Below are 21,091 nucleotides of genomic sequence, written 5' to 3' on the forward strand. Positions count from 1 at the left end.
GCGGACTCGGGCGACGCGGACTCGGGCACCGGGGCACCTGACGGCGCCGCGGGGTCCCCGGTCGCCGGGGACCGGCCCGGCCTCTACGGCGGATCCGGCGCCGAGGTCTGCGACGCCGCGGGGATGGCCGCCTACCTCGCCGAGCACCCCGACCGGGCTGCCGCCTTCGCCGACGTCGAGGGGATCCCGGCCGACGGGATCGACGAGCACCTCGCGGCGCTGACCCCGGTGGTGCTGCGGTTCGACACCGCGGTCACCAACCACGGCTTCGCCGACGGACGGGCGAGGCCCTTCCAGTCCGTCCTGCAGGCCGGCACCGCCGTGCTGGTCGACGAGTCCGGGGTGCCGCAGGTCCGCTGCATCTGCGGCAACCCCCTGGAGCCGCCCGCCGAGCGCCCCGACCCGGACCTGCGGGGGGACCCGTGGCCCGGGTCGTCGCCGGACCAGGTGGTCGTCGTGGAGCGCAGCGCGGCGCGGGTGGCGGAGTTCGTCCTCGTCGACGACGCGAGCGGGGTGGTCGAGGCCCGGCCCGCCCGCACCGCCGGCGCGGCCGACCGTGTCGTCGACGCCGTCCTGGCCGAGCAGGCCCTCGCGTTCGGCAGCGACCTGCCGGCGTCCGCGACGGGGAGCGGGACGACGTCCGCGGACCCGTCGCCTGCCGACCCGTCCGGCGCCGGGGCGACCCCGCCCGTTCCGTCGCCGTCCGGCGGCGGGGACACCTCCCGCCGGCCCGGCGGGACGGACGACGGCGCCCCCGCCGAGGAGGCACCGGGCGAGGAGGCGCCCGCCGAGGAGCCACCGGCCGAGGGGCCTCGCAGCGGGGAGACACCGGCCGAGGAGCCACCCGCGCCGGTCGAGGACACACCCGCCGAGGACAGGCCCGCCGAGGACGCACCGGCGGAGGAGGCACCGGCGGAGGAGGCACCTGCTCCGGCCGAGGAGGTGCCGGCCGAGGAACCAGCCACCGAGGAGGTGCCGGCCGAGGAACCGCCCGCCGAGGAGGCACCGACCACGGAGCCACCGGCCACGGAGCCACCGGCCACCGAGGACGTGCCGGCCGAGGAGTCACCCACCGAGACCGAGGAGCCACCCACCGAGGAGCCACCCACCGAGGAGCCACCCACCGAGGAGCCACCCACCGAGGAGGCTCCCGCCTCGTGACCGGCGCCGGGTCCCCCGTCGCTCAGCGCGCGGCGGCGGCGTAGCGGTCGGCCACCACCCGCAGGTGGTCACGGACCTCCGGCGGGGACACCACCGTGAAGGCCGCACCGGTGAGGCCGAGGGCGGCCACCGCCCAGTCGACGTCGTCGGCCTCGATCCGCACCCGGCAGCGCCCGGGGCCGTCGTCGGTCACGGTGGCCCACGGCCCGATCCGGGCACGCACCTGACGCGCGGGTGCGCTCACCACCGCCTCGGCCACCAGCCGTCCCCAGGCGCCGCCGATCCGCTCGCGCACGTAGACCGCGGCGTCCCGGGCGGGGAAGCGGCGCGGCCCGAACACCGCACCGGTGCCGCGCGGGGCGTCGAGCCGGTCGAGCCGGAACACCCGCCAGTCGCCGCGGTCGAGGTCCCAGCCGACGAGGTACCAGCGGCGCCCCAGCGCCACGAGCCGGTGCGGCTCGACCGTGCGCTCGGTCCGCTCCCGGTCCGGCGGCGCGTAGCCGAAGGCGATCCGCTCCGTGTCCCGGCAGGCCAGCGCCACGGCGGTGAGGACGGCGGGATCGACGGCGTCGGCGCTCCCCGGCGGTGGGGCGACCCCCGCCGGGACGGTGACCGCGCGCAGCGCCTCGACGCGGCGGCGCAGCCGGACCGGCATGACCTGCACCAGCTTGGCCAGCACCCGCACCGACGTCTCGGCCATACCGGCGACGGGACCGGCGGCGGCCGCCTGCAGGCCGACGGCCAGCGCGACCGCCTCGTCGTCGTCGAGGACCAGCGGCGGCAGCGCGGCGCCCGGGGCCAGCGTGTAGCCGCCGTCCACCCCGCGCGAGGCGTCGACGGGGTACCCGAGCTCGCGCAGCCGGTCGACGTCGCGGCGCAGCGTGCGCACCGAGACGCCGAGGCGGCCGGCGAGGTCGGCACCCGACCAGTACCGCCGGGCCTGCAGCAGGGAGAGCAGGCGCAGGGTCCGGGCACCGGGGTCGCTCACGGGCCCATCCTCCCCGACACAGCGGACAGGATCTGTCCTCAATGGCCGGGAGCATGGTCCTCACAGACGGACGACGACCACCCGGAGGACACCGTGACCGCTGCCACCGCCCCCACCCTCACCGGCGAGCGCGCCGACCTGCTCGAGACGCTGGCGACCCACCGGTGGTTCCTGCGCCACACCGTGGCGGGCCTGACCACCGAGCAGGCCACCCGGCGCACCACCGTCAGCGAGCTGACCCTGGCCGGCATCGTCAAGCACGTCGCCATGACCGAGGCCTCGTGGGCCGACTTCGCCGTGCGCGGGACCGCGGCCATGGAGCAACCCCCGGAGGAGTGGGCGCAGCAGTGGGTGCTCGGGCCGGGCGAGACGCTGGAGACCGTCCTGGCGCTCTACGCCGACGTGGCCGCCCGCACCGACGAGCTGGTGCGCACCGTCGACCTCGACTCCTCGCACCCGCTGCCCGAGGCCCCCTGGTTCGAGCCCGGCGCCGTCCGGTCGGCCCGGCGGGTGTTCCTGCACGTCGTCGCCGAGACCGCGCAGCACGCCGGCCACGCCGACATCCTGCGGGAGGCCCTCGACGGCCAGAAGACGATGGGCTGACCACCGGCGGCCGGACGGTGTGCGCGCGGGTGCACTTCCCAGGTCCGGGAGTGCACCCCTCCGCACACCGTCCGCGGGCGCCGTTGTCCCCGGAGCTCCTCCCTGGGCCACGGCACGTCCCGGGTCGTCGAGAATGCGGTGCCGGCTGCGTCCCCGGGACACCCGTGGCCACGACGGGCCGCGCGACGGCGGAGGAGAGCCACCGTGACGATCCGGCGGATGGACCACGTGAGCGTCGTCGTCGACGACCTCGAGGCCGCGAAGGCGTTCTTCGTCGAGCTCGGCATGGAACTGGAGGGCGAGGCGCCGATCGAGGGACGCTGGGTGGACCGCGTCAACGGGCTCGACGGCGTCCGGGTCGACATCGCGATGATGCGCACCCCGGACGGCCACGGCCGGCTGGAGCTGACGAGGTTCCACTCCCCGGAGGCGGTCCGCGCCGAGCCGGCGGACGCACTCGGCAACACCCTCGGCCTGCGCAGCGTCATGTTCGCCGTCGACGACGTCGACGCCACCGTCGCCGGCCTGCGGGCCCACGGCGCGGAACTCGTCGGAGAGGTCGCGCAGTACCAGGACAGCCACCGGCTCTGCTACGTCCGCGGCCCGGCGGGGATCATCGTCGCGTTGGCCGAGCAGCTCGGCTGACCCCGGCCCCGCACCGCGCACGTCCGGCCGTCGGCCGCTGGGAACCAGCCGCCAGGGACGCGGGAGGAGCGCACGGGATCCGCCCGGACCGGCCCTAACCGCCGGGCGGGGCGGCCTCCAGCTCGGCCACGCGGGCGGCGGCGCGGTCGCGGTCGGCCGCCGCCCGCTGCGCCGCCCGGTCGGCCGCACCCGCCCGCCGCTGGGCCGTCCCGGCCTCGGCCTCGGCCGCCACCGCCTCCTCGCGGACGCGCGCGAGCTCGGCGGCGAGCTCCTCGGTGCGGGCGGCGAGCTCACCGGCCCGTCGCGCCGCCCGGCCGGCCCGGTCGCGCGCCGCCCGGGCCGACCGCGCGGCCTCGTCGGCCAGGTCGGCTGCGGCCTCGGCGTCCTCGCGGGCGTCGGTGAGCTCCCGGCGCCACCGCTCCTCCTCCGCCGCCCGGCGCCGCTCCTCCTCCGCCGCCCGCCGCTGCTCCTCCTCGGCCGTCCGGCGGTCGCGCGCCCGCCCGCCCGCGGCGGGCGCGGCGGGTGCCCGGCCGGCCGGCGGCGGCACCACACGCAGGTCGGGACGCGACCCCAGGCCGGTGCCCGTGGACGACAGCGCGCCGGTCAGCCGGCCGGCCAGCAGCGCCTCCCCCGCCGCGGGGTCGGCCAGCGCGGCCCGCAGCGTCTGCTCGACCTGGTCGGCGACGGCGTCGCTGAGCGGGTGCCCGAGCCGTGCGGCCACCGCCCGGGCCTGGCGGGTCAGGGCGGCCAGCAGCCGCGAGCGCTGCGTCCCGAGGGCGCGCAGCTGGTCGCCGGCGAGGCTGTCCTGCGCCTCGCGCATCAGCCCGCCGAGCTCGACCAGCCCGGCGATCTCGTCGGGGTGCTCCCGCACCAGCGCGTTGCAGGCCCAGGCCGCCGTCGAGGGCTTGCCGAGTGCGGCGACCTCCCGCGCCAGCGCCCGGTCCCCGGCCGCGCGGGCCCGGCGGGCGGCCTCGGTGCGGGCGGCGACGAAGTCGCCAGGCGCCACGCCGTAGAGCTCGTCGGCGACCTCGTCGAGGTCCACGGGGGCCTCCTCCCGGTCCGCGCCCGACGCCGACCCTGCCACGGGACGATCCGGCGGGCCGCAGGACGTTGTCCTGCGCGGTGTGCGGGTGGTCCACTGCCCGCACCGGACGTGAGGAGACCCGATGACGACGTGCGGACACCTGGACCAGGTCCGGGACGTGGCCCCCGACTCGACCGCGGGCTGCAGCGACTGCCTGGCGATCGGGTCCCGGTGGGTGCACCTGCGGATGTGCCTGTCGTGCGGGCACGTGGCCTGCTGCGACTCCTCGCCCAACCGGCACGCCACCGCCCACTCGACCGGCACCTCCCACCCGGTCATCCGGTCGATGGAGCCGGGCGAGGACTGGCGGTGGTGCTACGTCGACCGGACCGTCGTCTGACGCGGCCGTGCCAGCCAGGGCCGCGCGGGTGCGCCCGCACGGCCCCGGTGGCACGGTGGGCGGCGGAGGACGGCGCCGTCCCCCGTCCGGACACCCGTCCCGACCCGCCGGCGCACCTCCGGCCGGCGCCCGAACTGATGCCGGAGGACTCAGCCATGGTCCCCTCCCCCGCCTCTCAGCCCAGCGCCGCGCCGGTCCCCACCGGGCCGCCGACGGTCCTCTTCGTCGGCGCGTCCGACGCCGGCGGCTCGCAGATGGCGGCCGCCCTGCTCACCCGGTGCGCGGGCGGCCGGGTGCGCGCCCTGTCGGCCGGGTCGGTGCCGGCCGCGCGGGTCGACCCGGCGGCCGTCGCGGCGATGGCCGAGCTCGGCGTCGACCTCTCCGCCCGCTTCCCCAAGCCGCTGACCGCCGACGCGCTGCACGTCTCCGACGTCGTCGTCAGCCTCGGCGGCGCCCGGCGCTGCCCGGTGCTGCCCGGCACCCGCTACCTCGACTGGCCGGTCGCCGACCGGGGCGCCACCGACGTCGACGGCGTGCGCGGGGTGCGCGACGACCTCGACCGCCGCGTGCGCGGCCTGTTCGAGGACCTCACCGGCCGGGACCCGGAGAGCCGCTGACCGAGCCGGGTGCGCAGGTCCCGGGGACGATCCGGGCCGCGCGGCCGCCCCCCGGCCCTAGGCTGGGCACGCCCACCCCGCCGGCGTCCGGAGGTCCCCGTGCTGCTGCGTCTGCTCGGCCTGCTGCTCGCCGTCTGGATCGTCGTGACCGTCGTCGGCTGGGTCGTCGAGGGCCTGTTCTGGCTCGCCGTCGTCGGCCTGCTGCTGCTCCTCGTCACCGGCGCCCTCGGGGTGCGCGAGCGCATCCGCCGCTGACCCCGGACGCGGCGGCGCCCCGGCCCGCAGCGTGCGGACCGGGGCACCGGGAGCGGACGGTCAGTGCCTGGTGGCCACCGCCACCGGCCGGCTCAGCCGCACCCCGGCCGCGGCCGCGACGCTCACCGCGCCCAGGAGGGCGATCGCGGCGCCCAGCCCGCCGAGGACGCCGGTGAGCCCGAGGACGACCAGTGGGCAGGCGAACTGGCCGGTGAACAGCGCCGAGGTCCACACCCCGGTGGCGCGTCCGCGCTGCTCGAACGACAGCGAGCCCAGCGCCCAGGACAGCATCGCGGGCAGCAGCAGACCGTTGCCCAGTCCGGTGACCACGGCCGCGACGACGACGGCCGGGACGGTGTCGGCGAACCCGAGGCCGAACAGGCCGATGCCGGAGAGGGCGAAGGCGGCGGGCACGGTGACCGTCGGACCGAGCCGGGCCAGGCGGCCGAACGAGAAGGCCCCGACCGCGGTGCCGAGGGAGCCGATCGCGCTGATCGCGCCGATGGCGCCGGGGGACTCCACGCCGATCGCGTCGAGCGTGAAGGACAGCTCGACGATGAGGACGTAGAACACCAGGCCGCCGACGAGGGTCACCCCGACCGGGACGGCGAGCTGCGCCCACGGCAGGCGCGGGAGCCGCTCGTCGCGCGCCAGCCGAGGCGCGGGCTGCCAGACGTAGCGCGCCGCCAGGGCGGCCAGCGGCAGGCTGACCGCGTAGAGCCAGAACGGCGCCCGCCAGTCCTGGGCGCCCAGCGCTCCGCCGACGCCGAAGAACACCGTGGCCGAGACGGTCGTGAACACGACCTGCAGGCCGAAGTAACGCTCCCGCTGCGCGCCGGAGAAGTAGTCGGCCAGCAGGGTGGTGCAGCACGTCATGATCGCCGCCTCGGTGAGGCCGACGACGACCCGGCTGGCGACGACCATCTGGAGGGAGTCCAGCCACAGCGGCGCGGTGCCGGCGAAGGCGTAAACCACGAGGGCCCCGACCAGCAGCCGCTTGCGGCCGACGCGGTCGACGATGCGGCCGGCGATCACCGCCGTCAGCCCGATGACCAGGGCCGGTGCCGTCAGGACCACGGGGGTCAGCGTCTCCACGCCGGGGGTGCCGGCGAAGGCGTCCTGGATGCGCGGGAGGACCGGGGCGAGCAGCACCGCGCCCAGCACCGACAGGCAGCTGGAGAACAGCAGGACGAGGGCCTGCGCCCTGCCGGCGGGGCGGCCGGTCGCCGGGTCGACGGCGATCTCCTCGACGCTCGGGACGGCGTCGCTGCGAACTGACACGGGCACACTCCGGAGGACGGGCGCCGGTCCCGGTGATCGGCGTCACTGGCCGGGAAGTGTCAGCAGCCACGAGCCGGAGCGGAAATCACTTCTCCCGGGGTGCGGTATCACCCAGGTCGATGCCCTCGCGGGCGCCGGGCGAGACGGCCATCTCCGCGGCCCGCGAGACGACGTCGCGCAGGTACCGGTGCTCGGGGTCGTCGTCGTAGACCGGGTGCCACCACATGGCCTCCACGAGCGGGCCGGCCTCGAACGGGGTGGGCAGTGCCCGGATGCCCGACCCGAGCGGCAGCAGGTCGACCAGCCGGCGCTGCAGCAGTGCGATGCGGTCGCTGCCGGCGACCAGCACCGGCACGGTCAGGAAGCTCTCGTTGACCACCTGGACGCGCGGCTCGATGCCGAGCTGGCGCATCTGCCGCGCGGCCGGCGTCGACGCCGTCTGCCCGTGGTAGGTGGCCACCCACGGCAGCCGCTCGAGGTCCTCGACGGTCAGGCCGTCGTCGACGACGGGGTTGTCGGCGGCCACCACGCACACCCACTCGTCGCGGTAGAGGTCGCGGTGGGACAGGTCGCCGACGAATCCGTGGGGCAGCAGCAGCAGGTCGGTCGACAGCAGGACCTGGTGCGCGGTGTCGACCATCGCCGGTGAGTGCGGGGTCAGCCGCAGCCGGGTGTGCGGCGCCTCCTCGGCGAGCAGCTCGGCGATGGTGTCGCCGAGGACGACGACCACGTAGTCGCTGACCAGCAGGGAGAACTCCCGCGTCGACGACGCCGGGTCGAAGCCCGGCTGCGCGGTGAAGACCCGCTCGACGCCGGTGAGCGCCACCCGCACGAGCTCGCGCAGCTGCACCGCCAGCGGCGTGAGGCGGTACTCGTTGCCGACACGGGTGAGCAGCTCGTCGCCGAAGTGGCGGCGCAGCCGCGCCAGGGACGCCGACAGCGCCGGCTGGGACAGCCCCATGCGCGCTGCGGCGCGGGTGACGCTGCGCTGCTCGAGCAGTGCGTCGAGGGACACGAGCAGGTTGAGGTCCAGGCTCGCGAGGTTCACGGGCGCGACGCTAGTGACCCGGCGCGGTATCGGCGCCGTCTATGGCTCCCATCAGACATCTCGTCTTCCGCGGCGGGCCGTTTCCCCGGACGGTGGTCCGCGTCACCACGAGGAGGACCCGAGTGCCCGACCGCACCTACCTGGACACCGCCGAGCTCGACCGCACCGACCCCGAGGGCGCGATCGCGGCCGCGGCAAAGCGCTGCTCGAACTGGGGCCGCTGGGGTGCCGACGACGTGCTCGGCACGCTCAACCTCCTCACCGAGGACAAGCGGCGCGAGGGTGCCGCGCTGGTCCGCCGCGGGGTGAGCTTCTCGCTGTCGCAGCGCTTCGACGCCGACGGCCCGCAGAAGGGCTGGCGCCGCCGCACCAACCCGGTGCACACGATGCTCGACACCGGCACCGACGCCGAGCGCGGCGTGCAGGGCTTCCCGCACGGCATCGGCGGCGCCGACGACGTGATCGCCATGCCGCTGCAGGCCTCCACCCAGTGGGACGGCCTCGGCCACATCTTCGACCACGGCGACGCCTGGAACGGCCGCCGCGCGGGCGACGTCGTGACCAGCCTCGGCGACGCCGTCACCGGCATCGAGACCGTCGCCGACCGCATCGCCGGCCGCGGCGTGCTCCTCGACGTCGGCCGCGCGCGCGGGGACGACGGTGAGCTGCCCGACGGCTTCGCCATCACCCCCGCGCACCTCGAGGCGACCATCGCCGCGCAGGGCGACACGGCCCGGGTCGGCCGCGGCGACCTGCTGCTGGTGCGCACCGGCCAGCTCACCCGCGCCCGCCGCTCGGTGGCCGCCGGCACCGGCTGGGGCGACTACGCCGGCGGTCCCGCGCCGGGCCTGTCCTTCACCAGCGCCGACTGGCTGCACGCCACCGACATCGCCGGGATCGCCACCGACACCTGGGGCTTCGAGGTGCGGCCCAACGAGTTCGACGTCGCCTTCCAGCCGCTGCACCAGGTCGCCATCCCGCACATCGGCCTGTTCCTCGGCGAGCTGTGGGACCTCGACGCCCTCGCCGCCGACTGCGCCGCCGACGGCGTCTGGGAGTTCTTCCTCGCCGCCGCCCCCCTGCCCGTGACCGGCGCCGTCGGCGCCCCGGTCAACCCGATCGCCGTCAAGTGAGGGAGGCCCCCGTGCCCGCCGTCAGCACCGTCCTCGTCGTGGGGGCCGGCCTCGCCGGCGCCGCCACCGCGATCCGCCTGGCCGAGGCCGGCGTCGCCGTCGACCTGGTCGAGATCAGGCCCGAGGTGGCCGCGCTCGGCTCCGGCATCACCCTCCAGGGCAACGCGCTGCGCGAGCTGCGCACCCTCGGTGTCTGGGAGCAGGCGTCGGCCGCGGGGTACGCGTTCGACGTCACCGGCATCCGGGCGCCGGACCCCGCCGGCAGCGTCGTCGCGGAGATCCCCGACGCGCGCACCGGCGGCCCCGACCTGCCGGCCGTCATGGGGATGTCGCGTCCCGAGCTGGCGCGGATCCTCACCGACCGGGCCGCCGAGGTGGGCGTGAAGGTCCGCCTCGGGACGACGCACACCGAGCTGCGGCAGGACGGGGCCGGCGTCGACGTCGCCTTCGCCGACGGCTCCACCGGCCGCTACGACCTCGTCGTCGGCGCGGACGGCCTGCGCTCCTGGACCCGCCGCGCCCTGGGCATCGAGCTGGAGACCCGGCCGATCGGCATGGGCATCTGGCGCGCGTTCGGGCCCCGCCCGGCCAGCGTGACCCGCACCGACCTGTACTACGGCGGGCCGTCGTTCATCGCCGGCTACTGCCCCACCGGCGAGGACTCGCTCTACGCCTACATCGTCGAGCCCGCCCAGGACCGCTCCACGCTGACGCCCGAGGAGCAGCTGGCCACGATGCGCCGCCTCGCCGAGGCCTACCACGGCCCGTGGGACGACGTCCGCGAGACGCTCACCGACCCGTCCCGGGTGAACTACACCTGGTTCGAGACGCACGTGCTGCCCGCACCGTGGAACCGCGGCCGCGTCGTGCTGATCGGCGACGCCGCGCACACCTGCCCGCCCACGATCGCCCAGGGCGGCGCCCAGGCCCTCGAGGACGCCTACGCCCTGACCGACCTGCTGCTCACCCGGCCGGTGCTGGACCAGGACCTCTGGGACGCCTTCACCGCCCGCCGCTTCGACCGCGCCCGCACCGTCGTCGAGGCCTCCAACCAGCTCGCCCAGTGGCAGCTCGACCACGTCCGCGGCGACATCCCGGGGCTCATGCGCTCCGTCGCCCAGCTCGTCTCCCAGCCCGCCTGACCAGCCTTTATCGCGATAAGGGCTCCTCCTCGGAGAGAGACACATGACCCAGCGCCTGATCACCCACCTGCGGCACGTCGACCTCGCCGTGCCCGACTTCGGCAAGCAGCTCGACTTCTTCTCCGGCACCTGGGGACTGAGCACCGAGCACACCGACCCGGGACTGGCCTTCCTGGCCGCCGAGGGCTCGCCGGAGCAGTACGTCGTCCGGCTGCGCGAGTCCAGCGACAAGCGGATCGACCTCATCAGCTTCGGGGCCAAGGACCGCGCCGACGTCGACACGCTGGCCGGGAACCTGGCCCGCGACGGCGTGCAGCTGGTGCACGAGCCGACCGACCTGCAGACCCCCGGCGGCGGCTACGGCTTCCGGTTCTTCGACAACGAGGGCCGCACCATCGAGGTCAGCTCGGACGTGGCGGTGCGGCAGCACCGGGCCGTCGAGGAGGGCGAGTCGATCCCGGTGCGCCTGTCGCACGTGGTGGTCAACTCCGCCGACCCGGAGGGCACGGTCGCCTTCTACGAGAAGCACCTGGCCTTCGCCCTGTCGGACACGCTCATGCACCCGCGGATGGGCAACATGATGTGGTTCATGCGGACCAACGCCTGGCACCACTCCATGGCGGTCGCCCGCGGCCCGCACGCCTCGCTGCACCACGCCAGCTTCGAGATGCGGGGCATCGACGAGTACATGCGCGGCACCGGCCGGCTGCTGCGCGCCGGCGTCGAGAAGATCTGGGGCCCGGGCCGCCACATGGCCGGCAACAACACGTTCTCCTACTTCCTCGACCCGCACGGCAACACCGTCGAGTACACGACCGAGCTCGAGGTCGTCGACGAGGACACCTGGCACCCGCACCTCTACGACTTCAGCGACCCCGAGGTCTCCGACCAGTGGGGCACGGCCAACGCGATGAACGAGTTCGTCGCGAAGAAGTCGTTCAACGACCCCGACAAGGGTCTGTTCGTCGCTCCCCCGGTCTGATGCGGTTCGCCACCTGGGAGGCCGGCGGGGTCGTCTCCGCCGGCGTGGTCAACGACCTGCCCGACGGCAGCCCCGGGCTGCACGCGCTCCCCGCCCGGACGACGGTGCTCGACCTCGTCCGGGCGGGGCTGCCCGCCGCCCTGGAGGCCGGCGCGGCGGCCCTCGCCGGCCCCGCCGTGCCGCTGGACGACGTCCGGCTGCTGCCCCCGCTGCAGGCCCCGACGGTGCGCGACTTCGTCGCGTTCGAGGAGCACGTCGAGGGCGTGCGGAAGGCGATCGACGGCGCCGCCGGCGTGGTCGAGGAGTGGTACCAGGCGCCGACCTTCTACTTCACCAACCCCTACGCGCTGGTCGGCGCGCACGACGACGTCGCGGTGCCCCCGGGCTCGCAGCGCTTCGACTTCGAGCTCGAGGTCGCCGTGGTGGTCGGGCGCGACGGCGCCTCGCTGACGCCCGAGCAGGCGCGCGAGCACGTCTTCGGCTACACCGTCCTCAACGACTGGTCGGCCCGCGACCTGCAGGCCCGCGAGATGCGGGTCAACCTCGGCCCGGCCAAAGGCAAGGACTCCGCCACCACCCTCGGCCCCTGGCTGGTCACCGCCGACGAGCTCGAGCCGTTCCGGGACGACGACGGGTTCCTCGCCCTGGACATGCGGGTCAGCGTCAACGGCACCGAGATCGGCCAGGACCTGCTGAGCAACATGGGCTGGCCGTTCGAGGAGCTCGTCGGCTACGCCTCGCGCGGCACGCAGGTGCGGGCCGGGGACGTCCTGGGCTCGGGCACCTGCGGCAACGGCGGCTGCCTGGCCGAGCTGTGGGGCACCCGCGGCGAGGCCGCCCCGCCGCCGCTGCGCCCCGGCGACGTCGTCGAGATGACCGTCGAGGGCATCGGCACCATCCGCAACCGCGTGGTGCCCGGCGTCGACCTGCCCCCGGTGCGCGCCGCCCGGCCCCGGCCGCGCACCCGCGAGCGCCCGGCGTGAGCCTGTCCGGGAAGGTCGTCGTCGTCACCGGCGCGGCCCAGGGACAGGGCGCGGCCGAGGCCCGGCTGCTGGCGGCCGAGGGCGCGACCGTGGTGGCCACCGACGTGCAGCCGGAGCCCGCCGAGGACCTCGGCGGCGCGGCCTACCGACGGCTCGACGTCACCGACGCCGCCGGCTGGGCCGAGCTGGCGGAGGCCCTGAGGAGCGGGCACGGCACCGTCCACGGCCTCGTCGCCAACGCCGGGATCACCTGGCGCGCACGGCTGGCCGACCTCGACCCCGCCGACCTCGCGCGGGTCACCGAGGTCAACGTCACCGGCACGCTGCTCGGCATCCAGGCGCTCACCCCGCTGATGACCGGCGGCGGCTCGATCGTCGTCGTCGGCTCGGTGGCGGCGCTGACCGGCCACTTCCCCGTCGCCTACACCGCATCGAAGTGGGCGCTGCGCGGCCTGGCCAAGGCCGCGTGCCTGGAGCTCGGCCCGCGCGGCATCCGGGTCAACACCGTGCACCCCGGCTACGTCGAGACGCCGATGACCGCCTCGGCGGCGCCTGCGTTCCGCGCCGCCAACGTCGCCGAGACCCCGCTCGGCCGCACCGGCACCGTCGACGAGGTGGCGCCCCTGGTGGCCTTCCTGCTGTCCGACGGCGCCTCCTTCGTCACCGGCGCCGAGATCCCCGTCGACGGCGGGATGACCGCCCACGGCGGCGTGAAGTCCATCAGCGACGCCGTCCGCACCGCCTGAGAGGAACCACCCGTGTTCGAGTACTTCCCCACCGGTCCCTACACCTGGAACCTCGGCGTCGTCGCGACGCTGAACTCCGGCGGGCTGATCGACGAGGTCGACCGCGCCTGCCGGCCGATCAAGGACGCCGCGAACGCCGGGGAGGACGCCGGCACGCCGGAGTTCCTGCGCGCCTGGACCGCGCTGACCGACCAGCTCGTCGCCCAGGCGGAGGAGGCGGAGAAGGCGGGGCACGTCCGCACCGCCGGGCAGCTGTGGTTCCGCGCCAGCAACTACCTCGCCCAGGCCGAGCGGATGCTCGCCTCCTCCGACCCGAACCGGGTGCCGACCTACCGGCGGATGCTGGAGATCGCGCAGAAGGCGTTCGAGACGCACAGCCCGCGGGTCTCGCGGGTGGAGATCCCCTACGAGGGGACCACGCTGCCGGCCTACTACTCCCAGGCGCCGGCGGCCGACGACGGCCCCGTGCCGGTCATGGTGCTGGTCAACGGGCTGGACTCCACCAAGGAGCACATGTACGCCTCGAACCACTGGGAGGAGCTGGCCGCCCGCGGCATCTCCTGCCTGATGCTCGACCAGCCCGGCACCGGCGAGGCGCTGCGCCTGCAGGGGCTGACCGCGCGGGTCGACACCGAGGCGTGGGCCGGCGCCGCCGTCGACTGGCTGGAGCAGCGCGACGACGTCGACGCCGCCCGGATCGGCATCGTCGGCTGGTCGCTGGGCGGCTACTACGCCCCGCGGGCCGCCGCGTTCGAGGAGCGCTTGGCCCTGTGCGTGGCGTGGGGCGCCAACCACGACTGGGGTGCGGTGCAGCGCCGCCGTCGCCAGCGCGAGGGCGAGCGCCCGGTGCCGCACTACTGGGAGCACGTGCTGTGGGTGTGGGGCCAGGAGGGCGACGAGGACCACCTCGACGCGTTCCTCGACTTCGCCGACCAGGTGACCCTCGAGGGCGTCGTCGAGCGGATCACCGTGCCGTTCCTGGTCGCGCACGGGGCGAACGACCGGCAGATCCCGCTGGAGATGGCCCACCGCTCCTACGACCAGGCCGTCCACTCCCCCAAGCGGGAGCTGCGGGTGTTCACGCCCGAGGAGGGCGCCACCGAGCACATCGGCCTGGACCACCTGCCGTACGTGAGCACGTTCATCGCCGACTGGGTGGCCGACACCTTCGCCGAGCTCGGACGCGGGCGGGCGTCGTGAGCATGCTGTTCGTCAAGCTGCCGGTGCGCGACCTCCCGGCGGCGCGGGCCTTCTACGAGGCGCTCGGCTTCCGCGTCGAGGAGACCTCCTCCGACGAGGGCGAGGCGGCGGTCGTCCTCGGCGACGAGCTCGTCCTGGCGCTGCACACCCGGGAGCGCTTCGCCGCGCTGCTGCCCGGGGAGGCCGGCGACCCGGCGCAGGCGCCGACCGTGGTCCACACCCTCACCGCGGACAGCCGCGCCGACGTCGACGACCGGGTCGCGCGGGCGGTCGCCGCCGGTGGCCGGCCCGGGCTGCCCGCGCGGGAGGCGGACGCCCGCTACACCGGCAGCTTCGCCGACCCGGACGGCAACGTCTGGGAGGTCGTCTGGATCGACCAGCTGCACGTCGTCAACTAGGCGCCGGACGTCGACCTGCTGCCGTCTCCCGAGCGCGGAGACGGCAGCGGGTCGACGACGGGCGGTCAGGCCACCTGGAACGAGCGCTTCGCCAGGCCGACGAAGAAGCCGTCGACCGCGGTGGTCACGCCGGCGGTGGGGTCGGTCGCGGCGCCGAGCGTGACGAACAGCGGCGTGAAGTGCTCGACCGTCGGGTGGGCGTAGCGCAGCCCGGGCGCACGCAGCCGGAACCGCGCCAGCTCCTCGACGTCGCCCCGGTCGAGCGCGTCGGCGGCCCACGCGTCGAAGTCCGCCGACCAGCCGGGGACGACGTCGGGCCGGCTCCAGTCCAGGTAGGGCAGGCCGTGGGTCATGAAGCCCGAGCCGACGACGAGCACGCCCTGCTCGCGCAGCGGCCGCAGGCGCTCGCCCAGGGCCAGCAGCGTCGTCGTGTCGTGGGTGGGCAGGCTCAGCTGCAGGACCGGGACGTCGGCCTCCGGGTACATCACCTTCAGCGGCACCCAGGCGCCGTGGTCGAGCCCGCGGCCGCGGTGCTCGAACACGTGCGCGGTCTCCGGCAGGACGGCGCGCAGCTGCTGCGCCAGCGCGGTCGCGTCCGGGGTGTCGTAGCGCATGCGGGCGTACATCGGCGCGAAGCCACCGAAGTCGTAGACGAGCTCCGTCGGCGCGGTGCTGGTGATGCCGAGGGAGTCGGACTCCCAGTGCGCGCTGACGATGAGGACGGCCCGCGGCCGGGGCAGCGCCCGGGCCCAGCCGGCCAGCTCCCGCATCCACGCCGCGTCCTCGAACGTGGGCGGGGCGCCGTGGCTGAGGTAGAGCGCCGGCAACAGGCCGTCGTCCGGCGTCCACGCGCGGTGGCCGCCCAGCGCGGCCACGTGCTTGAGGTGCGCCCGGAACGGGTGCCGCGGGTCGATGAGCGCGTCGGCGGCGGCGGTGGGGTGCACGGCTAGCCCGCCAGCGGGAGGTCGAGGTCGGCCAGGTCGACGTCGGCCAGGTCGAGGTCGGCCAGGTCGAGCGTGTGCTGGGTGTGGTCGCGCTTGACGGCCAGGTAGCGGGCGTTGGCGGCCGACAGGTGCACGCCGGTGGGGACCCGCTCGGTGACGGCGACGCCGAGCAGCTGGAGCTGGGCGGCCTTGTCGGGGTTGTTGCTCAGCAGCCGCACGCGGCCGGCGCCGACGGCGGACAGCATCTGCGCGGCGGCGGTGTAGTCGCGCTCGTCCTCGTCGCGGCCCAGCGCGAGGTTGGCCTCGTAGGTGTCGAGCCCCGCGTCCTGGAAGGCGTAGGCGTCGAGCTTGGCGTACAGGCCGATGCCCCGGCCCTCCTGGCGCAGGTAGAGCAGGAACCCGCCGGCGTCGGTGATCCGCTCGACGGCCTCGCGCAGCTGCGGGCCGCAGTCGCACCGCTGCGAGCCGAGGACGTCGCCGGTGAGGCACTCGCTGTGCGGCCGCACCAGGGGCGCCTCGCCGCCGGCCGCCGAGCGGGCCAGCGCGCCGCGCCAGTCGCCGAGGCCCAGCAGCAGGTGCTCGCGGCCGTCGGCCAGCCCGTCGAAGGTCGTGACGTCGGCCGTCGTGGCGTACCCGTCGGGGAAGCGCATCGGCACGGTCACGCGGGTGCGCACCGTCGCCGTGGGGGCCGCGACCGGCGCGAGGTCCGCGCCGAGGGAGAGGGTCATCGAGCCTCCGTTTCGTTGTCTCTACAACCATGACCCTAGTCCCAGGAACTTGAAGGCACAAGTGAACGGGGGGACGATGTCGTCGTGGAACCCCGGTGGCTCAGCGACGAGGAGATGACGGCCTGGGTGCGCCTGGTCGCCGTCGTGGAGCTGCTCCCCGGCGTCCTCGACGGCCAGCTCCGCCGCGACGCCGGCCTGACCCACTTCGACTACCTCGTGCTCGCGATGCTGTCCGAGGCGCCGCGCCGCACCCTGCGCATGACCGAGCTGGCCACCCGCACCAACGCCACGCTCCCCCGCCTGTCGCACGTCGTGCGCCGGCTCGAGGAGCGCGGGCTGGTCGAGCGGGCGCCCTGCCCCGCCGACGGGCGGGCCACCAACGCGCGGCTCACCGACTCCGGCTGGGCGACGGTGCGGGCGACCGCGCCGGGGCACGTGGCCACCGTCCGCGAGCACGTCCTCGACGCGCTCACCCCCGAGCAGGTCGGCCAGCTCTCCGCCATCGCCGAGGCCCTGCTGACCCGGCTCGACCCCGACCGGCGCCTCTACGTCCGGCAACTGGCCGACGACCCGGGCACCTGCCGGGACCGCTGAGTCGTCGGGCCTCGACCACGGGGTCGCTCAGCCCACCTCGACCCGATCGCTCAGCCCGCGATGCGGGTGGCCATGCCGGTGTAGTCGACGACCAGTCCGTCGTCGTCGACGGTGAGCTCGAACGCGCCGTGCGCGTCGTCGGAGTACCGCCACCGCCGGGGACCCAGTCGCCGGTAGGTCTGGTCGATGCGCGTCACACCGAGCGCCGGCACGTCGACCCACGCCACGGGCGTGGTCGCCTCCTCCCCCACCGCCAGCGATGCGAGCCGCCGGATGGGCAGGGTGTTGGTCAGCGGGGTGGCGGCGACGTCGACGTCGACGCAGCCGTCGAGCCCCGGCGCCGGCTCCCCGTCGCGCGACCACCGGCGGTCGGCGTCGACGGTGAGCAGCAGCCGCCGCTCGCCCTCCGCGGACACCGCGGACGCCTCGACCGCCCGCGTCGCCCACCCGTCGTCGGCCTCCACGCGGAACGAGCACGCGAGCAGGGTCTGCGGGCCGGCCAGCACCTCGGTGCCGTGGAACAGCCAGCCGCCCGCGCGCCGCTCGACGCGCGCCAGGCTGTGCCCGGCGTCCTCGTCGGTGCGCCGCCACGCCACCACCCGGGTCCGCATGCGGGCAGGCTAGGAGCCGCCACCGACGGGACGGGACCCGCCGACGGGCGAGGGCACCCCGGCGGAGCGCGCGAGGACCGCCGCCTGCACCCGGCTGGTGAGCCCGAGCTTGGCGAGCACGCGGGAGACGTGCGTCTTCGCCGTCGCCTCGGTGATGACCAGCGCCGCGGCGACGTCGGCGTTGGCCATCCCCTGCCCGAGGCAGCCCAGGACGTCGAGCTCCCGCGGCGTCAGCGCGGCGAGCTCGGGCGGCGGTGGCTGCGTTGGCGGTGCGGCGGTCACGAACCTCTCCAGCAGCCGGCGGGTCACCTCGGGTGCGACGACGCCCTGGCCGCCGGCGACGCGGTGGACGGCGTCGACGAGCGTGGCGGCGTCGGCGGACTTGAGCAGGAAACCCGCCGCTCCCGCCTGCAGCGCGCCGAAGACGTACTCGTCGAGGTCGAAGGTGGTCAGGACGAGCACCTCGGCCAGCCGCGCGCCGACGACGCCGCGGGTGGCGGCGATGCCGTCGGTGCCGGGCATCCGCAGGTCCATGAGGACGACGTCGGGGCGCAGCGCCCGCGCGGCGCGGATCGCCGCGGCACCGTCGGCGGCCTCGCCCACCACCTCGATGCCCGGGTCGCCCTCCAGCAGCAGCCGCAGCCCGCTGCGCACCGCCGGGTGGTCGTCGGCGAGCAGGACGCGCACGCTCACCGCGCCACCTCGACGGGCAGCTCGACGGGCAGCTCGACGGGCAGCTCGACGGGCACGGCGACCGGCAGCTCCGCGGCGACCGACCACCGCGAGCGCGTCCCGTCGGCCCAACCGGCGGCGAAGCGCCCGCCGAGGGACTCGGCGCGCTCCCGCATGGTGAGCAGGCCCAGCCCGGCGCCCGGCACCGCGCCGGCGGGCCGGCCGTCGCCGCTGTCGACCCGGAGCACCAGCCGCCCGTCCGTCACGTCCACCGCGACCTCCGCGCGGCCGCCGGGCGCGTGCTTGACCGCGTTGGTCAGGGCCTCCTGCAGCAGCCGGTAGGCCGCCTGCTCGACCGCGGCCGGCAGCGGCGGCAGCGGTCCGGCGTCGAGGGAGACCGCCAGCCCGGCCGAGCGGGCGCCGGCCACCAGCCCGTCGAGGCGGTCCAGCCGCGGCGCGGCCGCGACCGGCCCGTCGCCCGCACGCAGCAGCAGGATCAGCGCGCGCATCTCCTCCAGCGACGTCAGGCCGGCCGCCCGGATGGCCTCCAGCGCCGCCCGCTCGCGGTCGGCTCCCCCTCCCGGCGCCGGTGGCCGGGCCAGCGCGGCCTCGGCGTGCAGGGCGACGGCCGAGACGTTGCCGGCGACGGCGTCGTGCAGGTCGCGCGCCATCTGCGCCCGCTCCTCGGCCCGTGCCTCCGCCGCCCGCAGGTCGGCGAGGTCGCGCAGGTCGTCGGCCCGGGCCCGCGCGAGGTCGGCCAGCTCCCGCTCGCGCCGCACCGCCAGGCCCCACCACAGCGGCGTGGTGACCAGCGCGAACGTCTGCAGGCCCAGCAGGACGGTGATCCGCACGTCGCCGGTCGCCGTCCACCCCAGGACCAGCGACAGCACCACCAGCGCCCAGGACGCGGCCCGCAGCCGCAGCACCGCCCGCGACCCGGCGAGCAGGGCCGCGCCGTAGACGAGGTCGAACAGCACCAGCAGCATCCCGAGGCTGCCGCCCAGGGCGACGTCGACGGCGAAGAGCGCGGCACCGGCCAGCAGGGCGGCGACCGGCCGCCGGCGCTTGCCGAGCATGACCAGGCAGCCGAGGACCAGCGGGACCGCGTGCAGCCAGGGGGAGTCCCTTGGCGCGCCGCTCCAGATCCCCACCAGCCCGGCGGCGAGCAGGAGCAGCCCGGCCAGCCCGGTGAGGACGGCGTCGCTGACGTCGCGGGCGCGGTCGGTGCCGCGCACCCGCGTGACCCACACGTGCCGGAGGAGGGCGAGCAGTGCCACCCGTGCATCCCAGCACGGCCGCCGCCGTCCGACGTCCGTCAAAGGAGGTATGCGGGAGGCCCGGGACACCTCCTCCGGCCGACGACGGCGGCCCCCGCGACGGCGAGGGTCGGACCGTGGACCCCGAACTGCTCGCCCTCGTCCCCCTCGCCCTGGTCGACAGCACCAGCGTCGGCACGCTGCTGCTGCCGGCGTGGTTCCTGCTCGTGCCGGGCCGGGTGCAGGCCCGGCGGCTGCTGGTCTTCCTCGGCACGATCGCCGGCTTCTACCTGCTGGTCGGGCTGGCGCTGCTCGCCGGCGCCCAGGCGCTGCGCGACCGCGCCGCCGAGCTGGCCGACTCCCCCGCCCTGGCCGTGCTCCAGCTCCTCCTCGGGGCGGCGCTGTTCGTCCTCGCCTTCGTGACGGGCCGCGGGCGCGACGGCGACCGCCGGCCCGGCCGGGTGCTGCGCTGGCGCGACCGCGCGATGGGCGCCGGGGAGGACGGGGCCGGCGGCGGGACCGGGGTGCTCGTCGGGCTCGCCCTCGGCGCCGGGCTGCTCGAGGTCGCCACGATGCTGCCCTACCTGGCCGCCGTCTGGCTGCTCAGCGCCTCGGACCTCGGCGCGGTGGCGCAGGGCGGGGTGCTGGCCGGCTACTGCCTGGTGATGGTGCTGCCGGCGCTGGTGCTGCTCGGGCTGCGGCTGGGGGCCGCCCGGTGGGTGCAGCCGCTGCTCGCCCGGGTCGGCGCGTGGCTGGAGCGCAGCGGCGCCGAGACCACGGCCTGGGTGGTCGGCATCGTCGGCTTCCTGCTCGCCCGGGACGCCGTCGGGCGGCTGCCCGCGCTGACCGCGCTGGTCGAGGGGATCGGCGGAGGAGGAGGCTCCTGACCGGACTCTCCATCGGGTGTGCCGCCGCGGCTCACGGGTAGGGGCCGATCGAGTGGTACACCACCGAGCAGAGGAGACCCCCGTGACGATCCCCGACACGACGACCCGCGACGCCGCCACCGGCCAGCGCGACATCAAGTCCCACGAGACGACCAGCTTCGCCGACCTCGGCAAGGAGATGTGGTCCTACCTCACGGGCAAGGGCGCGGCGATCAACTACGAGTTCGTCGACATGACCGTCGAGGTGCCCCGCGAGACCGGGCCGCAGGCGCCGCGCGCCACCTGGAAGCTGAACGGGACCCTGCGCATCACCACCGCCGAGAACGCCAGCCGGGGATGACGCCCGGGGACGGCCTCTTCCCCGCGCGCGCCCTCGAGGTGACCGGCGACCTCCGCCTGGAGGTCGACGGCGTCCCGGTGCGGGTGGAGGCGTCGGGGTCGGAGATCGCGGTGCGGTCGACCGACGTCCGGCGGCTGTTCAGCGCCGTCCGCCTCGCCGGCGGAGCGGCCACCCAGGGCCCGCCCGGCCGCGCCGAGCTGGCCCGGGTGGCCGACACGCTGGCCGAGCACGGCCTGACGGCGCGGCTGGAGGGGCCGGCCGGCCGGGTGCTGAGCCTGGGGGCCGACGTCGACTCGGGGGCGGGGTCGGCCCTCCTGGGTACCCGGCGTGCACGGCTGCACCCGGCCGGCGCGCTGCACACCGGCGGCGCCGCGCCCGTGGCCGCCGGGCTGCTTCTCGTCGCGCTCGCCGTCCTGGCCCGGCGCCGCCGGCGCTGATCCGCGCACCGGCCGC

Annotated in this window: 26 protein-coding genes; 17 read left to right on the forward strand and 9 right to left on the reverse strand. The window is 76.1% G+C overall.

Annotation, left to right across the window (positions count from 1 at the left end; genetic code table 11):
* Window positions 1-1,161: DUF6777 domain-containing protein (locus tag BM165_RS24880; protein ID WP_177225234.1), on the forward strand; the 1,161-nt coding region annotated here is incomplete at its 5' end.
* A 22-nt stretch (window positions 1,162-1,183) separates the two neighbouring features.
* Here BM165_RS24880 and BM165_RS17130 read toward each other — a convergent pair.
* A complete protein-coding gene (locus BM165_RS17130; protein ID WP_075014745.1) occupies window positions 1,184-2,149 on the reverse strand; it encodes a helix-turn-helix transcriptional regulator in 966 nt (321 codons plus the stop codon).
* A gap of 93 nt (window positions 2,150-2,242) precedes the next feature.
* Between BM165_RS17130 and BM165_RS17135 the strand changes: the two genes are divergently transcribed.
* Complete coding sequence (locus BM165_RS17135) at window positions 2,243-2,752, forward strand: DinB family protein (RefSeq protein ID WP_075014746.1); 510 nt, start codon at window positions 2,243-2,245, stop codon at window positions 2,750-2,752.
* A gap of 204 nt (window positions 2,753-2,956) precedes the next feature.
* On the forward strand, window positions 2,957-3,397 hold the full coding sequence (locus tag BM165_RS17140; RefSeq protein ID WP_208976784.1) for a VOC family protein: 441 nt from the start codon (window positions 2,957-2,959) through the stop codon (window positions 3,395-3,397).
* 94 nt (window positions 3,398-3,491) lie between these two features.
* Here BM165_RS17140 and BM165_RS26115 read toward each other — a convergent pair whose 3' ends face one another.
* Window positions 3,492-4,439 carry a hypothetical protein gene (locus BM165_RS26115; protein WP_075014747.1) on the reverse strand — a complete coding sequence of 316 codons (948 nt, stop codon included), beginning with the start codon at window positions 4,437-4,439 and terminating at the stop codon, window positions 3,492-3,494.
* Between the two features lie 124 nt (window positions 4,440-4,563).
* Here BM165_RS26115 and BM165_RS17150 point away from each other — a divergent pair, with 124 nt between their 5' ends.
* The 3 genes from BM165_RS17150 to BM165_RS24885 all read left to right on the forward strand — a co-directional run bounded on the left by BM165_RS17150 (window position 4,564) and on the right by BM165_RS24885 (window position 5,693).
* Window positions 4,564-4,821 (forward strand): UBP-type zinc finger domain-containing protein, encoded by a 258-nt coding sequence (locus BM165_RS17150; protein ID WP_075014748.1) that lies wholly within the window; start codon window positions 4,564-4,566, stop codon window positions 4,819-4,821.
* Between the two features lie 155 nt (window positions 4,822-4,976).
* Window positions 4,977-5,438, forward strand: a complete 462-nt coding sequence (locus tag BM165_RS17155) for an arsenate reductase/protein-tyrosine-phosphatase family protein (protein ID WP_075014749.1) — start codon at window positions 4,977-4,979, stop codon at window positions 5,436-5,438.
* A 99-nt stretch (window positions 5,439-5,537) separates the two neighbouring features.
* Complete coding sequence (locus BM165_RS24885; protein WP_177225235.1) at window positions 5,538-5,693, forward strand: hypothetical protein; 156 nt, start codon at window positions 5,538-5,540, stop codon at window positions 5,691-5,693.
* A gap of 60 nt (window positions 5,694-5,753) precedes the next feature.
* Here the strand turns inward: BM165_RS24885 and BM165_RS17160 are convergent, their stop codons facing one another.
* Entirely contained in the window at window positions 5,754-6,974 is a 1,221-nt protein-coding gene (locus BM165_RS17160) for an MFS transporter (protein ID WP_143108204.1), read from the reverse strand.
* 85 nt (window positions 6,975-7,059) lie between these two features.
* The gene (locus BM165_RS17165) at window positions 7,060-8,022 is read right to left on the reverse strand and encodes a LysR family transcriptional regulator (RefSeq protein WP_075014750.1); all 963 of its coding nucleotides are present in this window, start codon (window positions 8,020-8,022) and stop codon (window positions 7,060-7,062) included.
* A 122-nt stretch (window positions 8,023-8,144) separates the two neighbouring features.
* On the opposite strand from BM165_RS17165, the gene BM165_RS17170 reads away from it, so the two are divergent.
* From BM165_RS17170 to BM165_RS17200, 7 genes are read left to right on the forward strand one after another with little or no spacing between them, the layout of a single operon-like run.
* Complete coding sequence (locus BM165_RS17170) at window positions 8,145-9,155, forward strand: cyclase family protein (RefSeq protein WP_244274294.1); 1,011 nt, start codon at window positions 8,145-8,147, stop codon at window positions 9,153-9,155.
* A gap of 11 nt (window positions 9,156-9,166) precedes the next feature.
* Entirely contained in the window at window positions 9,167-10,297 is a 1,131-nt protein-coding gene (locus BM165_RS17175; RefSeq protein WP_075014751.1) for an FAD-dependent monooxygenase, read from the forward strand.
* A 43-nt stretch (window positions 10,298-10,340) separates the two neighbouring features.
* Entirely contained in the window at window positions 10,341-11,279 is a 939-nt protein-coding gene (locus BM165_RS17180; protein WP_075014752.1) for a VOC family protein, read from the forward strand.
* Entirely contained in the window at window positions 11,279-12,262 is a 984-nt protein-coding gene (locus tag BM165_RS17185) for a fumarylacetoacetate hydrolase family protein (protein ID WP_075014753.1), read from the forward strand. The genes BM165_RS17180 and BM165_RS17185 overlap by 1 nt, the downstream gene beginning before the upstream one ends.
* Window positions 12,259-13,008 (forward strand): SDR family NAD(P)-dependent oxidoreductase, encoded by a 750-nt coding sequence (locus BM165_RS17190; protein WP_075014754.1) that lies wholly within the window; start codon window positions 12,259-12,261, stop codon window positions 13,006-13,008. Before BM165_RS17185 ends, BM165_RS17190 begins: the two co-directional genes overlap by 4 nt.
* Before the next feature lie 12 nt (window positions 13,009-13,020).
* A complete protein-coding gene (locus BM165_RS17195) occupies window positions 13,021-14,208 on the forward strand; it encodes an alpha/beta hydrolase family protein (protein WP_075014755.1) in 1,188 nt (395 codons plus the stop codon).
* Window positions 14,209-14,210: 2 nt separating this feature from the next.
* Window positions 14,211-14,606 carry a VOC family protein gene (locus BM165_RS17200; RefSeq protein ID WP_244274306.1) on the forward strand — a complete coding sequence of 132 codons (396 nt, stop codon included), beginning with the start codon at window positions 14,211-14,213 and terminating at the stop codon, window positions 14,604-14,606.
* A gap of 65 nt (window positions 14,607-14,671) precedes the next feature.
* Here BM165_RS17200 and BM165_RS17205 read toward each other — a convergent pair whose 3' ends face one another.
* On the reverse strand, window positions 14,672-15,550 hold the full coding sequence (locus tag BM165_RS17205) for a dioxygenase family protein (RefSeq protein WP_075014757.1): 879 nt from the start codon (window positions 15,548-15,550) through the stop codon (window positions 14,672-14,674).
* A 2-nt stretch (window positions 15,551-15,552) separates the two neighbouring features.
* On the reverse strand, window positions 15,553-16,278 hold the full coding sequence (locus BM165_RS17210) for a GTP cyclohydrolase II (RefSeq protein WP_075014758.1): 726 nt from the start codon (window positions 16,276-16,278) through the stop codon (window positions 15,553-15,555).
* Between the two features lie 84 nt (window positions 16,279-16,362).
* On the opposite strand from BM165_RS17210, the gene BM165_RS17215 reads away from it, so the two are divergent.
* Entirely contained in the window at window positions 16,363-16,872 is a 510-nt protein-coding gene (locus tag BM165_RS17215) for a MarR family winged helix-turn-helix transcriptional regulator (RefSeq protein ID WP_244274295.1), read from the forward strand.
* Window positions 16,873-16,922: 50 nt separating this feature from the next.
* On the opposite strand, the gene BM165_RS17220 is transcribed toward BM165_RS17215, so the two are convergent.
* Genes BM165_RS17220 through BM165_RS17230 form a run of 3 tightly spaced genes read right to left on the reverse strand, consistent with a single transcriptional unit; the run spans window position 16,923 to window position 19,432 of the window.
* Window positions 16,923-17,483: a putative glycolipid-binding domain-containing protein gene (locus tag BM165_RS17220; RefSeq protein ID WP_083427446.1), complete on the reverse strand. Its 561-nt coding sequence runs from the start codon at window positions 17,481-17,483 to the stop codon at window positions 16,923-16,925.
* Window positions 17,484-17,492: 9 nt separating this feature from the next.
* Complete coding sequence (locus BM165_RS17225; RefSeq protein ID WP_075014760.1) at window positions 17,493-18,176, reverse strand: response regulator; 684 nt, start codon at window positions 18,174-18,176, stop codon at window positions 17,493-17,495.
* Window positions 18,173-19,432: a sensor histidine kinase gene (locus tag BM165_RS17230; RefSeq protein WP_083427447.1), complete on the reverse strand. Its 1,260-nt coding sequence runs from the start codon at window positions 19,430-19,432 to the stop codon at window positions 18,173-18,175. Before BM165_RS17230 ends, BM165_RS17225 begins: the two co-directional genes overlap by 4 nt.
* A gap of 116 nt (window positions 19,433-19,548) precedes the next feature.
* Between BM165_RS17230 and BM165_RS17235 the strand changes: the two genes are divergently transcribed.
* The 3 genes from BM165_RS17235 to BM165_RS17245 all read left to right on the forward strand — a co-directional run bounded on the left by BM165_RS17235 (window position 19,549) and on the right by BM165_RS17245 (window position 21,075).
* The gene (locus tag BM165_RS17235; protein WP_075014761.1) at window positions 19,549-20,298 is read left to right on the forward strand and encodes a GAP family protein; all 750 of its coding nucleotides are present in this window, start codon (window positions 19,549-19,551) and stop codon (window positions 20,296-20,298) included.
* 82 nt (window positions 20,299-20,380) lie between these two features.
* Complete coding sequence (locus BM165_RS17240) at window positions 20,381-20,638, forward strand: hypothetical protein (protein ID WP_244274296.1); 258 nt, start codon at window positions 20,381-20,383, stop codon at window positions 20,636-20,638.
* Complete coding sequence (locus tag BM165_RS17245; protein WP_075014762.1) at window positions 20,635-21,075, forward strand: hypothetical protein; 441 nt, start codon at window positions 20,635-20,637, stop codon at window positions 21,073-21,075. Before BM165_RS17240 ends, BM165_RS17245 begins: the two co-directional genes overlap by 4 nt.
* Window positions 21,076-21,091 lie beyond the last annotated feature (16 nt).

It is taken from the genome of Geodermatophilus obscurus, from assembly GCF_900115395.1.
Taxonomy (GTDB): domain Bacteria; phylum Actinomycetota; class Actinomycetes; order Mycobacteriales; family Geodermatophilaceae; genus Geodermatophilus; species Geodermatophilus obscurus_B.

What these genes read in the sequence shown, in the direction of transcription:
- BM165_RS17185 (WP_075014753.1), top strand. Translation starts at nt 11,279, where the DNA reads ATGCGGTTCGCCACCTGGGAGGCCGGCGGGGTCGTCTCCGCCGGCGTG.
- BM165_RS17150 (WP_075014748.1), top strand. Translation starts at nt 4,564, where the DNA reads ATGACGACGTGCGGACACCTGGACCAGGTCCGGGACGTGGCCCCCGAC.
- BM165_RS17220 (WP_083427446.1), bottom strand. Translation starts at nt 17,483, where the DNA reads ATGCGGACCCGGGTGGTGGCGTGGCGGCGCACCGACGAGGACGCCGGG.
- BM165_RS17155 (WP_075014749.1), top strand. Translation starts at nt 4,977, where the DNA reads ATGGTCCCCTCCCCCGCCTCTCAGCCCAGCGCCGCGCCGGTCCCCACC.
- BM165_RS17210 (WP_075014758.1), bottom strand. Translation starts at nt 16,278, where the DNA reads ATGACCCTCTCCCTCGGCGCGGACCTCGCGCCGGTCGCGGCCCCCACG.
- BM165_RS17200 (WP_244274306.1), top strand. Translation starts at nt 14,211, where the DNA reads ATGCTGTTCGTCAAGCTGCCGGTGCGCGACCTCCCGGCGGCGCGGGCC.
- BM165_RS17180 (WP_075014752.1), top strand. Translation starts at nt 10,341, where the DNA reads ATGACCCAGCGCCTGATCACCCACCTGCGGCACGTCGACCTCGCCGTG.
- BM165_RS17245 (WP_075014762.1), top strand. Translation starts at nt 20,635, where the DNA reads ATGACGCCCGGGGACGGCCTCTTCCCCGCGCGCGCCCTCGAGGTGACC.